The sequence below is a fragment of the Actinomadura atramentaria DSM 43919 genome (genome assembly GCF_000381885.1).
Taxonomy (GTDB): domain Bacteria; phylum Actinomycetota; class Actinomycetes; order Streptosporangiales; family Streptosporangiaceae; genus Spirillospora; species Spirillospora atramentaria.
In genome coordinates, this window is sequence record NZ_KB907209.1 from 372,759 (window position 1) to 386,057 (window position 13,299).

At 73.6% G+C, this 13,299-nt stretch carries 12 protein-coding genes; 5 read left to right on the plus strand and 7 right to left on the minus strand.

Annotated elements, in window-relative coordinates; genetic code table 11:
* Positions 1 to 2 precede the first annotated feature (2 nt).
* From G339_RS0105675 to G339_RS0105695, 5 genes are read right to left on the minus strand one after another with little or no spacing between them, the layout of a single operon-like run.
* Positions 3 to 1,316: a cytochrome P450 gene (locus G339_RS0105675; RefSeq protein WP_019630114.1), complete on the minus strand. Its 1,314-nt coding sequence runs from the start codon at positions 1,314 to 1,316 to the stop codon at positions 3 to 5.
* A complete protein-coding gene (locus G339_RS0105680; RefSeq protein WP_019630115.1) occupies positions 1,313 to 1,885 on the minus strand; it encodes a GTP-binding protein in 573 nt (190 codons plus the stop codon). The genes G339_RS0105675 and G339_RS0105680 overlap by 4 nt, the downstream gene beginning before the upstream one ends.
* 4 nt (positions 1,886 to 1,889) lie before the next feature.
* On the minus strand, positions 1,890 to 2,246 hold the full coding sequence (locus G339_RS0105685) for a DUF742 domain-containing protein (protein ID WP_019630116.1): 357 nt from the start codon (positions 2,244 to 2,246) through the stop codon (positions 1,890 to 1,892).
* The gene (locus tag G339_RS0105690; protein WP_019630117.1) at positions 2,243 to 2,650 is read right to left on the minus strand and encodes a roadblock/LC7 domain-containing protein; all 408 of its coding nucleotides are present in this window, start codon (positions 2,648 to 2,650) and stop codon (positions 2,243 to 2,245) included. Before G339_RS0105690 ends, G339_RS0105685 begins: the two co-directional genes overlap by 4 nt.
* A 53-nt stretch (positions 2,651 to 2,703) precedes the next feature.
* Positions 2,704 to 4,290 (minus strand): sensor histidine kinase, encoded by a 1,587-nt coding sequence (locus G339_RS0105695; protein WP_157407364.1) that lies wholly within the window; start codon positions 4,288 to 4,290, stop codon positions 2,704 to 2,706.
* 491 nt (positions 4,291 to 4,781) lie between these two features.
* Here G339_RS0105695 and G339_RS0105700 point away from each other — a divergent pair, with 491 nt between their 5' ends.
* Positions 4,782 to 5,321 (plus strand): NADAR family protein, encoded by a 540-nt coding sequence (locus G339_RS0105700; protein ID WP_019630119.1) that lies wholly within the window; start codon positions 4,782 to 4,784, stop codon positions 5,319 to 5,321.
* Positions 5,322 to 5,975: 654 nt separating this feature from the next.
* Here G339_RS0105700 and G339_RS0105705 read toward each other — a convergent pair.
* The gene (locus tag G339_RS0105705; protein WP_019630120.1) at positions 5,976 to 8,144 is read right to left on the minus strand and encodes a terpene synthase family protein; all 2,169 of its coding nucleotides are present in this window, start codon (positions 8,142 to 8,144) and stop codon (positions 5,976 to 5,978) included.
* Positions 8,145 to 8,318: 174 nt separating this feature from the next.
* Here G339_RS0105705 and G339_RS0105710 point away from each other — a divergent pair, with 174 nt between their 5' ends.
* The 4 genes from G339_RS0105710 to G339_RS32695 all read left to right on the plus strand — a co-directional run bounded on the left by G339_RS0105710 (position 8,319) and on the right by G339_RS32695 (position 12,789).
* The gene (locus G339_RS0105710) at positions 8,319 to 9,095 is read left to right on the plus strand and encodes a hypothetical protein (RefSeq protein ID WP_157407365.1); all 777 of its coding nucleotides are present in this window, start codon (positions 8,319 to 8,321) and stop codon (positions 9,093 to 9,095) included.
* Positions 9,096 to 9,203: 108 nt separating this feature from the next.
* Positions 9,204 to 9,743 carry a (2Fe-2S)-binding protein gene (locus G339_RS0105715; RefSeq protein ID WP_205625487.1) on the plus strand — a complete coding sequence of 180 codons (540 nt, stop codon included), beginning with the start codon at positions 9,204 to 9,206 and terminating at the stop codon, positions 9,741 to 9,743.
* Positions 9,740 to 10,729 carry an FAD binding domain-containing protein gene (locus tag G339_RS0105720; protein ID WP_019630123.1) on the plus strand — a complete coding sequence of 330 codons (990 nt, stop codon included), beginning with the start codon at positions 9,740 to 9,742 and terminating at the stop codon, positions 10,727 to 10,729. Before G339_RS0105715 ends, G339_RS0105720 begins: the two co-directional genes overlap by 4 nt.
* Positions 10,726 to 12,789: a xanthine dehydrogenase family protein molybdopterin-binding subunit gene (locus G339_RS32695; RefSeq protein ID WP_019630124.1), complete on the plus strand. Its 2,064-nt coding sequence runs from the start codon at positions 10,726 to 10,728 to the stop codon at positions 12,787 to 12,789. Before G339_RS0105720 ends, G339_RS32695 begins: the two co-directional genes overlap by 4 nt.
* A gap of 66 nt (positions 12,790 to 12,855) precedes the next feature.
* Here the strand turns inward: G339_RS32695 and G339_RS0105730 are convergent, their stop codons facing one another.
* Positions 12,856 to 13,239: a nuclear transport factor 2 family protein gene (locus G339_RS0105730; protein ID WP_019630125.1), complete on the minus strand. Its 384-nt coding sequence runs from the start codon at positions 13,237 to 13,239 to the stop codon at positions 12,856 to 12,858.
* Between the last annotated feature and the right edge of the window lie 60 nt (positions 13,240 to 13,299).

Below are 13,299 nucleotides of genomic sequence, written 5' to 3' on the forward strand. Positions count from 1 at the left end.
GGTCAGTCGTCCGCGTCGTCGTCCGGGTCGGCGCCGGTCGGGTCGAAGGGGACGAGGTCGTCGAGCGCGGCCGGGCTGAACCGCACCGGCAGCGCGAACAGGCCGCGCATCCACAGCGACGGCCGCCAGCGCAGCTCGTCCGGGCGCACCGCGAGGTCAACGTCGGGCAGCCGGTCCAGCAGCACGTCCACCGACGTCCGCGCGATGACCTCGGCCAGCTCCGGCGCGGGGAACGGGCAGCCGTGCTCCCCGTGCCCGAACGACACGTGCGCGCGGTTGGCCTCCGGGCCCTCCGCGGGCCGCCGCACCGGCGACACCACCGGGTCGTTGTTCGCCGCCGCGAACCCCAGCACCAGCAGGTCGCCCCCGGCGATCGGCTGGTCTCCGAGGACGCAGTCGTGGACGGCCCACCGGCCGATGAAGTTCTGCGTCGGCGTCGTCTCCCACAGGACCTCGCTCAGCGCCTCCTTGGTGCTGGCGCGCCCGCCCTGCAGCGTCACCGAGTACCGCTCGTCCACCAGCATCAGCCGCAGCGTGTTGCCGATCCAGTTGCCCGTGGGCTGCTGCGCCGCCGCCATCACGACGAGCAGGTCGATGACGATCTCCTCCTGCGTCAGGTTCGCCGGATGCCGCAGCAACTGCGACGGCACGTCCAGCCCCGGCCGCAGGCTCTTGTCGTGGACGAGCCGCGCCATCCGCGCGTGGACGCGCCGGTGCGCCGCCATCGCCTTCTCCCCGACGTCCAGCGACTCGGCGATGTCGCGCACCAGCTCGGGGATCTCGTCCTCGGGCATCCCGAAGATCCGCGCGATGACCTGCAACGGAATCCGCAGCGCGTACTGCTCGACGAGGTCCGCGCAGCCCTCGGCGGAGAACGCGGTGATGAGCCGGTCCGCCGCGGCGACGCAGATGTTCGTCAGCTCGGTGCGGTCCACCGCGTCCAGCGCGTCGCCGATCGCGCCCGCGCGGCGGCGGTGCTCGGCGCCCTCGGCGAACATCACCGACGGCGTCCACCCGACGTACGGCATCAGCGGCCAGTCGTCGGGGATCAGCTCCCACATGTTCCACCGGCGGCAGTCCCGCGCGAACAGCCGCGGGTTGCCCGTCACATGGGTGACCTCCCGGTAGCCGAGCACCAGCCACGCCGGGACGTCGCCGTCGAGCAGCACCGGCGCGACCGGTCCGTACTCGCGGCGCAGCGCGGCGTACAGCGCGTCCGGGTCCTTCGCGATGCGCGGCCCGTAGAGGCGGACCGGCCGGGAGTGCCCGGGGTGGTCCGGCGGGGCGGAGTCGGGTGTGGTCGTGGAATCGGTCACGGCGTGGTCTCCGGAGCGTGGAGGGAGGCGAGGTGCTCGACGAGGTCGATGAGCACGGTCTTGCAGGAGTCCCGCTCCCGCGCGTCGCACTCGATGAGCGGGACGCGGGGCTGCAGGTCGAGGGCGGCGCGGACGCGGTCCAGCGGCGGGCGCGGCCCGTCGAACCGGTTCACCGCGACGATGAACGGCATCCCGTGGTGCTCCAGCCGGTCGATCGCGTAGAACGACTCGGCGAGCCGGCGGACGTCGACCAGCACGACGGCGCCGAGGCTGCCGCCGAAGAGCTGGTCCCACAGGAACCAGAACCGCTGCTGGCCCGGCGCGCCGAACAGGTACAGCACCCGCTCGGCGTCCAGCGTGATGCGGCCGAAGTCGAACGCGACGGTCGTGGTGTTCTTGTCGGCGACGGCGGTGGGGTCGTCGATGCCCACGCCCGCGCGGGTCATGATCTCCTCGGTGCTGAGCGGCCGGATCTCGCTCACCGAGCCGACCATCGTCGTCTTGCCGACGCCGAACCCGCCGACGATGACGATCTTGAAGGCGTCGCGGGCGGTCGCGCGCAGCGGCACCCCGTCAGAGTTCGTGGAGTCCAACGAGCACCTGCCTCAGGGTTTCCAGGTCGGGCAGCCGGTCGGGGGCGCGCGCCGACTCCGGCGCCCGGACGGCGACCAGGCCGGTCCGCGCGAGGTCGCGCAGCAGCACCTTCAGGACGCTGACCGGCGTCCGCAGGTGCGCCGACAGCTCCGCGACGGAGCTCGGGTGGTACCGGCACAGCCGCAGGATGCGCGCGTGCTCCGACGGCGTGCCGGGCGGCGCGTCCACCCCGCCGACGATCAGCGACACCAGGTCCAGCACGGGCCCGGCGGCGTCGGCCCGGCCCGCGGTCACGACGAACAGGCGGTCCGGGTCCTCCCGGGCGAGTCCGCTCACGGCGCCGCCGCGGGCCGCCGCGGCGGCGCGGTCAGATAGCCGCCGATCTGCTCCACCAGCTCGTTCATGTAGTGCGCGACCATGCCGACGTCGGCGTCCTCGGCCGCGATGACGGCCAGGTGCGCGCCCTCCCCGGCGGGGACGATCAGCAGCACCCCGCCGGGGAACTCCGCCATCGACTGCCCGGCGCCGAGCCCGGTGCCGAACTCGGCGGACGCGCTGATCGCCAGGCTCTGGACGCCCGCGGCGATGGCCGCGAGCTGGTCCGCGGAGTCCTGCGAGAGGCCGCCGGTGTGGCAGACCTTCAGGCCGTCCTTGGACAGGACCAGGACGTGCCGGGTGCCGGGTGCCCGGCGGACCAGGTTCTCCAGCAGCCAGCCGAGGTCGCGATCATCTGGGCTCATCGTGTCGCGGGGCGGTCGGCCCCTGCCTCCTCATCGGATCGACGGGTGGGAAGTCAGTCCTGCGGGCCGCGGTCGCGGCCCGCCTGCCGGAACGCCGCGAACCTGGCCGCCGCGTCGCGGCGCGCCCGCGGCACCTCGGCGGGCGGCTCGAAGTTCGGCCCCGACACCGGGTACGGCGACGTCGCCAGGGTGTGCCCGGCGCGGCGCTGCGGCAGGTCGAAGCCGTCCGGGTCGGGGCCGGGGTCGATCGGCCCGATCGGCTGCGGCCCGGTGCCGTGCGGGGGCGGCGGGACGGACGGCAGCGCGGGCCGCGCGTTGGCGTAGAAGTCCTGCGGCGGCTGCGTCAGCAGGTGCCGGGGGATCATGACGACGACGCCGATCCCGCCGCGCGACGACGGCCGGAAGCTGACCCGCAGCCGGTGCTTGCGCACCAGGCGGCCGACGACGGCGAGGCCGAGCCGGCTGCCGGGCAGCGTGTCGAGGCCGAGCGGCTTGGTCACCATCCGCTGCGCGCGGTCGCGTTCGCGCTTGCGCATCCCGAGGCCGCTGTCCTCGACGGTGATGACGAGGCCCGCGTCCTCCTCCTCGGCGTACACGTGGACCTCGGTGTTGATGGGGGAGAACTGCGTCGCGTTGTCCATCAGCTCGGCGAGCGCGTGCATGACGCCCTCGGCCGCGTACCCGGCGACCGCGACGGTGTCGTTGTAGTGCAGCTTCACGCGCCGGTAGTCCGCGATGCGGCCGACCGCGCCGCGCAGGATGCTCTCGACGCGGATCGGCTTGGTCCAGCGCCGCCCGGTGCGGCCGCCCGACAGCAGCGCGATGCTGTCGGCGAGCCGCCCCATCTGGCACGCCCGGTGGTCGAGGTCGAGCAGGTCGCCGAAGACGGCCTGCTCGTCGTAGCGGAACTGCATCTCGCGGAGCTCGGCGAGCATGCTCGTCACCATCGCCTGGAGCCGCGCGGCGGCGCTGGCGTTGGCGAGCATCACCGAGGAGTGCATCCGGTCGTTGGCCGACAGCGCGTGCAGCGCGTCGTTGACCAGCCGGTACAGCGTCGGGTGGACGGGCGTCTGCTCCTCGAACATGATCCGGTCCGCGCCCGCCTTCTCGTAGCGGACGCGCTTGACCGCGACGGGGATCGTCTCGTCGATGACCAGCCGCATCTCCTCCTCCAGCGCCTCGGCGACCGACCGCGCGCTCGCGGCGGCGCGCTCGGCGGCGGCGAGGTCGGCGGCGACGGTCCGCACCAGCCGCTGGAGCAGCGGGTGCGCGGGGCGCGGCGCGTCGGCCAGCGCCCGTTCGGCGGGCGCGCCCGCGCGGACGGCGTGCGCGACGCGCGGCAGCGTCTCCTCCAGCACCGCGGTGATCTGCTCCTCCAGCAGCGCGACGCCGCCGCGCAGCGTCGCGGCGCGGACCCGCGCGCGGCGCGCGGCGACGGCGTGGTGGACGGCGACGGCGACGGCGACCGACAGCGCCAGCGCGGCACCGCCGCCGCCCCACGCGACGACGCGCCGCGCGGCGGCCGGCGCGGCGGCCAGCGTCCACAGCCAGGCCCCGCCGAGGACGGCGACCGTGAGCAGCCACGCGAGCAGGGCGCGCTCCACCGGGGGACGGGCGGGGTCGTGATCGGCATGTGACATAGCGATGATCCTCAGGTGCGGTCGGAGGGCTCCCCGGCGGGGAACCGCCGGGCCGCCCGGCGGGGGCCGAGCGCACGGCGCGGGGGGCGCGGGGGGCGCGGGGGGCGCGGGGGGCGCGGGAGCGGCCGGGGCCGCCGCGCGGCGGACGGGCGGCCGCGGTCGGGATCGGGCACCGCGCGATGGACGGACACGGAACGTAGGATGCATCACACGCATTGTGCGCGGTGGGGAAATGGCGACAATCGCCGGTGTCTCCCGCTCTTCGAGCGTGGAAAGCGTTCCGAGACCGGTCGCGGGGTTTCATCCGGGGCGGAATCCAGCCTATCCCCAGAAGCCACGACAAACCGGACGAGCATGTGCGCCGTTGGTCCAAAGTGATGGATCTATGGCAATTCGCCCGTTAAGTGGCGATGGGTCGAGCGCGCCACGATGCCTCGGGCTCCGGGGAAAATCACTGGCCTTCCAGTGCTCAAACTGGAACAATTGCGGACATGATGGATGTCCAGACGCTGGCGGAGATGCAGCGGCGCGGGGAGCGCCTGAAGTTCCTGTTCTTCTGGGGCCACCAGCCGCCGAAGAACGGCGGCACGGGTTCGGGTTGCCTGAGCCAGTGGTACCCGTCTCCCTTCGAGGTCGACGGCATCGCCTACGCCACGGCCGAGCACTTCATGATGGCCGAGAAGGCCCGCCTCTTCGCCGACGAGAAGACCCGCGCCCGCATCATCGCGGCCACTCACCCGAAGGAGGCGAAGGACCTCGGCCGGGCCGTCCGCCCCTTCGACCAGGCCACGTGGGAAAGCCACCGCACGGACATCGTCATCAGGGGCAACATCGCGAAGTTCACCCAGAACCCGGACATGGGCGACTACCTGCGAACGACCGGCGACCGCATCCTCGTGGAAGCCAGCCCGCGAGACCGAATCTGGGGCATCGGCCTCTCCGCCTCGAACCCCGACGCCGAACGCGTCGAAGCCTGGCGGGGCCGCAACCTCCTGGGCTTCGCCCTGATGGAAACAAGAAAAGCCTGCTGAACCAAACCAAAGCAGCGAGAAGCGCGCGACCACCCTTAAACGGCGGCTACCGCAGGGATCTACACCCGACGGAGACGGAAACCCGGGAGATCGCCCCCCCCCGCGCACGTCCGCGAGGGCGCGGGCGGCCGACGCGCGGTTGCCCCCCGCGCACGTCCGCGAGCCACCGGGAGCCGACACCCGGGCAAAGACGGAAACCCTGGAGGCACCCCGCGCACGTACGGCCTCGAACCATTGGGGATCTACACCTGGACAAAAACGGAAACTAGGGGGCCCGCGCGCGCACGACCGCGAGGACGCAGCGGACCTCGCCCGGCTTAGGTTGCGAAAAAGGCCCGCGCACACGACCGCGAGCCCCCGGGGGTCTACACCCGAACAAGGACGGGAACCACGGGGGGTTGCCCGCGGGCGCACGGCCGCGAGCCGCCAGGCGAGCGGCCGGGCGCCCGCAGCGCGAAGGGTCGCACCGCAGCGAGCGCCAGCGAGTGAGGATGCGGCGCTTCGCGCCGCAGGGGGTGTGGGGGATCGTCCCCCACAGTGACAGGCGTGGGGGGTCGACCCCCCGCAAGCAACAAAACCAGGCCGTGAAGCGGAGCGCACATTCGGCAGTCCGCTCCACGGCCCGTCGCGGCCCGAGGGGAGGGGAGGGCCGCGTCAGTGGGGGATCGGGGTCCTGCGGAGCACGGCGCTGAGCCGTGCCGCGGAGGTGCCGATCCCGGTGGGGGCCTGCAGCGGCGGGATGCCGAGCAGGGTGGCCTCGTCGTAGCGGTCGGTCGTGCGGTGCCACTTGACGATGGCGGCCATCCAGTCGCGGAGGCCGTCGATGTAGGCGTCGAGTCCGGCGCGGGCGGTGCCGTCGAGGTCGAGGCGGGGGATCTCGGTGGCGGCGATGTGCTCGAACTGGCGGAGGCGGGCGGTCATGAGGTCGTTGACGATGTCGACGGCGGTCTCCTTGCCGCAGCCGAGGAAGTGCTGGACGGCGAGGACGCCGTTGTTGATCTCGCCTTCGAACTCGATCTCCTTCTGGTAGGAGAACACGTCGTTGACGAGGCAGCCGTAGTCCATCGCGGCGGCGTCGAGCTCCTTCATGGGGCGCGTCCGGAAGATCTCGGCCGGGACGGCGTCGCCGTGTTCGATGCGGGCGAGCGTCGTCGTCAGTTCGGAGCCGAAGGTGTGTCGGCGCATCTCGAAGTAGTCGATGGGGTCGGGGACGCGGCCCTGGATGTGGTTGTTCAGCTCCCACGGCCACGAGTCGGTCATGGTGACGACGGCCTCGTGGAATTCGGCGCGCGAGCGCGGCGACATGGGTTCGGCGGTGCGCCGCCACAGGTCGGCGAGGCCGGTCTCGACGGGGTTCTCGGGGACGGGCGTCGCGCCGAGGTCGAGCGGCATGAACAGGGGGATGCGCGCGGCGAACGCCTTCGCGCCCGCCATGTCGCGGTCGCGCCCGTAGATCTTCGGGAAGTAGTCGTCGCCGTAGGTGCCCCAGGCGAGCCACTGGGCCGAGAGGTCGAGGCCGTCCGCGCTGGCGTCCGGGTCGATCCCGGCGGAGCAGGTGGGGAAGTCGAACCCGGCGACCCGCGCGGCCGTCCAGACCGGTTCGGCGAGGCGCGGCACGGGGTCGTACATGCCCATCTCGCCGCACCACTCGACGCACGCGCGGCGGGCGCGCTGCAGGTGCGGGCTGGTCCCGGCCGTGTAGGGCATGGTGAAGTCCGGCAGGCGGGTCGGCCCGACGCGCTGGTGGGGGACGTGCCCGAGCCCGGTGCCCGCGGCCTTGACGACGGCGGGCAGCCGCGCCGCGACCAGGCCGACGCCGGTGGGCTCCGCGCGGTTCATGTAGCGGCTCGACCGCAGGTGCCAGTCGTGGCCGCCGGACTGCCAGTCCTGGAGCCCCTTGACGTAGGCGAGCACCCGCGCCTGCTCGTCCGGGTCGAGGCCGTGCTCGGCGAACAGCGGCGGCAGCTCGGTCAGCACGGTGTTCTCGAACTGCTTGAGCCGGGACGTCAGCAGGTCGTTCACGGTGTCGGCGGCGGTCTGCGGGTCGACGCCGAGGAAGTGCCGGACCACCAGCACGCAGTTGTTGATCTCGCCTTCCTGCTCGATCTCGCGCTGGTAGGAGAAGATGTCGTTGCGCAGGTGGACGCCGTCGGAGAACGTGTCCTTCAGGACGCGCAGCGGCCGGGTGCCCACGACGCGCTCGGGGACCTCCGCGCCGACCGCGTGCTCCACCAGGTCCGCCGACCAGGGCGCGCCGCCGACCTTGCGCCGCATCTCGACGTACTCGACGGGGTTGGGGACTCGGCCCTCGTCGATGTTCGCCAGCTCCCACAGGCAGTCGCGCAGGAGCGCGTCGGTGCTGCGGGTGAACCGGGCGCGCCACGCGTCGGACATGGCCGGGACGGTCCGCGCCCACAGGTCGACCAGCCCGCGCTCGGCCGCGTTCTCCGGCTCCAGCGCGCAGCCGGGCTCCATGAAGGCGGCGAGCCGGTCGAGGTAGTGCCGGGCGCCTTCCAGGTCGCGGGGCTTCTTGTAGACCTCGAGGAAGTGGTCGTCGAAGTAGAAGACCCAGACGTACCAGTCGGTGATGAGGTCGAGTTCGGGGCCGTCGCAATCCGGATGGGTGTACGCGCACAGGAGCGGGTAGTCCATCGAGTCCAGCGCCGCCTGGTCCCAGATCTCGGGGGTGCCGGGGTCGCGGGTGGCGTCCAGCATCCCCATGTCCAGAGCCCACGCGTTGCTGTGGACGCGCGCCCGCTCCAGATGCGGGTTGATGCGCGCGGGGTAGGGGACGTAGAACTCCGGCAGTTCGTACGGCTGCATGAACCGGACCGGCCTCTCTGCGGTTGGGGGATCTCCCGGCGGGGTTCAACGTACTGTCCCTGATCCGTCACTGAAAGTCATAATTTTCTATCCCTTCCGCCAGACGGCACCCGCGCCCCGCTCCGTTCCCGCAGGCCGGACCGGCGCGCCGCACCGCCGGATAGCCTGGCCGCGATGGGAGTCGACTGGGTCAGGATGCGGCTGCTTCCGGGCGTCACCGAGGCCGGGCTGCGCGGTCTCGTCGCGGCGCAGGCCGAGCGGTACGCGGCCGCCGGGCGGCTCCCGGCCGATCTGGCGGCGTTCGCCGCGCCCGCGCCGGACGTCCCGCACGACCCCGCCGAGCTGGAGCGCCGCGTCGAGCGCGACACCGGGGACAGCAGCGTCTTCCGCGTGAACGCGCTGGTCGCGAACCCGGTGTTCCCGGCCGAGTGGCGGCGGGCCGCGCTGCGGACCCATCTGCCGGGCGAGCTGCCCGGCCGGCTGCGGGTCTGGCGGGCCCATCTGGAGCGGGTGCGGGCCGGGGCGCACCGCCCGTACCTGCGCGCGTGGCACGCGTACGTCATCATCCGCAGGCTCGCGGACGAGTGGGCGCCGCTGCGCGCGCTCGCGCTGGCCGCCCGCGACCGGGACAACGCGTGGGCGCTGCGCCCGGACCTCGTCGCGGCGCGCGAGCGGATCATCGCGCTGCCGGTGCCCGCGCCGCCGCCCGCGCCGCGCTGGGATGCGGCGGGGGAGCGCGGGCCACTGCCCGTCCCGTTCGACGTCGCGCCGTTCGCGGCCGCCGCGCGCGAGTGGAACCGCCGAGTCCCCGCCGGGCGGAAGGTCCACGTCACCGCGCCGGTCGGGTTCGCGTCGTTCCTGGCGGCGGCGCTGGAGGACGAGTGGCTGCGCGACTGCCTGGAGTGGCTGGACGGCGCGGTCCGCGACGGCCGGGGCGTCCTGCTCTGGTGAGGGTTCGGCCCCGCCGCGGGGGTAGAGATCACCATGAACCGGCGGCTTGTTGGCAAGAGGGCGACCAAGCCGCCGGGAACGCACTTCGCGTAGCCATACGCTGGCGAAATGTCGATCAGTGGAGGAGCGGACACCTTGCCGACGGTGCGCGCCGACATCACCTTGACCGTGAACGGGAGCCTGCGCAGGCTCACGGTGGACACGCGGACGTCCCTGCTCGACCTGCTCCGCGAGGACCTCGGCCTGACCGGGGCGAAGAAGGGCTGCGACCACGGCCAGTGCGGCGCCTGCACGGTGCTGCTCGACGGGCGGCGCGCCAACGCCTGCCTCGCGCTCGCCGTCGCCAACGACGGCGCGGACGTCGTCACGGTCGAGGGACTGGCGGACGGTGAACGGCTTAGTCCCGTCCAGGAGGCGTTCCTGGAGAAGGACGCCTACCAGTGCGGCTACTGCACGCCCGGCCAGCTCTGCTCGGCGACGGGCGTGCTGCGCGAGGCGGCGCACGGCTGGCCGAGCGCCGCGACCGGCGACGTCGCCGCCGAGCCCGAGCTGGACGACGACGAGATCCGCGAGCGGATGAGCGGCAACCTGTGCCGCTGCGGCGCGTACGTCAACATCGTCGCGGCGGTGCGGGAGGCGGCCCGGTGAGGCCCTTCGCCTACGAGCGCGCCGCGACCGCCGAGGACGCGCTGCGCCGCCACGCCGCGGGCGACGGGGCCGTCGCCTACCTCGGCGGCGGCACGAACCTGGTCGACCTGATGCGGCTCGGCGTCGCGATGCCCGCGCGGCTCGTGGACGTCGCGCGGCTGCCCTACGACCGCATCGAGCACCGCGCGGACGGCGGCCTCGTCATCGGCGCGGCCGTCCGCAACAGCGACCTCGCCGCCGACCTCGGCGTGCGCGCCGACCACCCGCTGCTGTCGCAGGCGCTCCTGTCCGGCGCGTCCGGGCAGATCCGCAACCAGGCGACGGTCGGCGGGAACCTGCTGCAGCGGACGCGCTGCCCCTACTTCCAGGACATCAGCAAGGCGTGCAACAAGCGCGATCCGGGCAGCGGCTGCCCGGCGATCGAGGGCGACCACGAGAACCTGGCGATCCTCGACCACTCGCCGGAGTGCGTCGCGACGCATCCGTCCGACATGGCGGTGGCGCTGGCGGCGCTGGACGCGCGCGTCCGCGTCCGGCAGCCCGACGGGGAGGACGTCGTCCCGCTGGAGCGGCTGTACCGCTCGCCCGGCGACGACCCGTCCCGCGACACCACGCTCGCGCCCGGCGACCTGATCACCGGCGTCGAGGTGCCGGCGCCGCTGCGGATGCCCGCGCGGTACCGCAAGGTCCGCGAGCGGGCGTCGTTCGCGTTCGCGCTGGTGTCGGTGGCCGCGGCGCTCGACGTGTCCGGCGGGTCCGTCCGCGACTGCCGGATCGCGCTCGGCGGCGTCGCGCCGCGGCCGTGGCGCGCGCACCGTGCCGAGGACGCGCTGCGCGGCCGCCCGGCGACGCCCGGGAGCTTCCGCGCGGCGGCCGAGGCGGAGCTGGCCGCCGCCGACCCGCTGCCGGGCAACGCCTACAAGGTGCCGCTGGCCGTCAACCTGGTCGCGGCGGTGCTCACCGACCTCGCGGGGGAGGCGTCATGAGGATCGAGGGACGCGCGAAGATCACCGGGACGGCGCTGTACGCGTACGAGTACCCCGCCGAGGACGTCGCGTACGCGTTCGCGGTGTCGTCCGACATCGCGCGCGGCGAGGTGCTGTCGGTGCGCGCGCCGGACGTGCCCGGGCTGATCACCGTCCTGTCCTGCATGGACCCGCCGTCCGTCAAGCCCGTCTCCGACGGCGAGCTGGCCGTGCTCCAGTCGCGGCACGTGTCGTACCGGGGGCAGCTCGTCGCGGTCGTCGTCGCCGAGACGCTGGAGGCCGCGCGCGAGGCGGAACGGCTGCTGGAGATCGAGTACGCGCCCGAGGAGATCGACGTCGAGCTGCGCGCCGACCATCCCGGGCTGTACCACCCGGAGAAGGTCAACGGCGGGTTCGACACCGACACCGGGTCGGGCGAGCCGGAGGAGGTGTTCGGCGCGTCGCCCGTCCGGGTGGACGTCACCTACCGGACGCCCGCGCAGCACAACAACGCGATGGAGCCGCACGCGACGCTCGCCGCGTGGACGTCCGACGGCGGGCTCGTCGTCCACGACTCCAACCAGGGCTCGGTCGTCGTCCGCGACACCCTCGCGCAGGTCTTCGACCTCGAACCCGAGCGCGTCCGGGTCATCGCGCCGCACGTCGGCGGCGGCTTCGGCTCCAAGGGCACGCCGCGGCCCGTCGTGGTGCTGGCGGCGCTCGCCGCGCGCGCCGCCGGGCGTCCCGTCAAGCTCGCGATGACGCGGCAGCAGATGTTCGCGGCCGTGGGGTACCGGACGCCGACGATCCAGCGGCTCCGGCTCGGCGCGGCGGAGGACGGGCGGCTGCGGGCGATCCTGCACGACGCCGTCGAGCAGACCTCGCACGTCCGCGAGTTCGCCGAGCAGACCACCACCGCGACCCGGCACATGTACGCGGCGCCGCACCGCAGCACCGAGCACCGGCTCGTCCGGCTGGACGTGCCGTCGCCGTCGTGGATGCGCGCGCCCGGCGAGACGCCCGGCATGTACGGGCTGGAGTCCGCGATGGACGAGCTGGCGTACGCGGCCGGGCTCGACCCCGTCGAACTGCGCGTTCGCAACGAGCCCGAGACCGACCCCGACACCGGGCTGCCGTTCAGCTCCCGGAACCTGCTTGCGTGCCTGCGCGAGGGCGCGGACCGGTTCGGGTGGGCGCACCGCGACCCGCGGCCCGGCGTCCGCCGCGAGGGCCGGCTGCTGGTCGGGACGGGCGTGGCGGCGGCGACGTACCCGGCGATCACCGTTCCCGCGACGGCGCGGGCGCGCGCGCACGAGGACGGGACGTTCACCGTCTCGCTCGCCGCCGCCGACATCGGCACCGGGGCGCGGACGGTCCTCACCGTCGTCGCCGCCGAGGCGCTGAAGGCCGAGCCCGACGCGGTGACCGTCGAGATCGGGGACAGCTCGCTGCCGCGCGCCCCGCTCGCCGGCGGGTCGATGGGCACGGCGAGCTGGGGGCACGCGGTCGTCCGCGCGTGCGAGGCGCTGCTGGTCGCGCTCGGCGCGTCCGGCGGCGAACTGCCGCAGGAGGCCGTCGTCGACACCGCCGAGGAGGTCAAGGGCCGTCCTCGCTACGCGCGGCACGCGTTCGGCGCGCACTTCGCCGAGGCCGCCGTCGACGTCGACACCGGCGAGATCCGCGTCCGGCGCATGCTCGGCGTGTTCGCGGCGGGCCGCATCCTCAACCCGCAGACGGCCCGGTCGCAGTTCGTCGGCGGCATGACGATGGGCGTCGGCATGGCGCTCATGGAACGCGGCGTGATGGACGACGAGTACGGCGACTACCTCAACCACGACCTGGCGCAGTACCACGTCCCGGCGTGCGCGGACGTCCGCGACATCGACGCGTTCTGGATCGACGAGGCGGACGCCCACCTCAACGCGATGGGCGCGAAGGGCATCGGCGAGATCGGCATCGTCGGCGCGGCGGCCGCGATCGGCAACGCGGTGTTCCACGCGACGGGCGTCCGCTACCGGGAACTGCCCCTGACCCCGCCCCGCGTGCTGACGGGACTGCTGGAACACGGGGTGAGCGTCTAGGGCGTGCCCCGGCGCCCGGCGCGACGCGTCCCTCGCCCCTCGGTGCGGCGAACGGGGGCGCTCCGGTCAGCGGCCGGCGGGCTCCCACCAGGTGAGGTTCGCGGCGGCGTCGGCCACCGGTTCGATGATCTCCCACGCCTCGCTGATCAGCTCGTTCTCGACCCGCCAGATGTCGACGACCGCGATCTCCGGCCCGCCGTCCGGGAGCCGCCGCCGCGTGTGCAGCACCACGTGGTCGCCGTCGGCCAGCACGTGCCGGATCTCGACCCGCATGCCGGCGAGCGGGACGAGCGCCGCCTCCACGGCGGCGAGCCATTCCTTCTTGGTGGACGAGGTCGCGTCCGGCCGATGGTGGACGAAGTCGTCGCTGAGCAGCGGCGCGAGCCCTTCGGTGCTGCCCGTCGTGATCAGTTCCGAGAGCGCCCGCTGAACGATGTCCTTGTTGGTCATGCCCGCAGTGTTTCCGCGGCCTCGGTGGATTGTCGATGAAATCCCATTTCATGGCGTCCG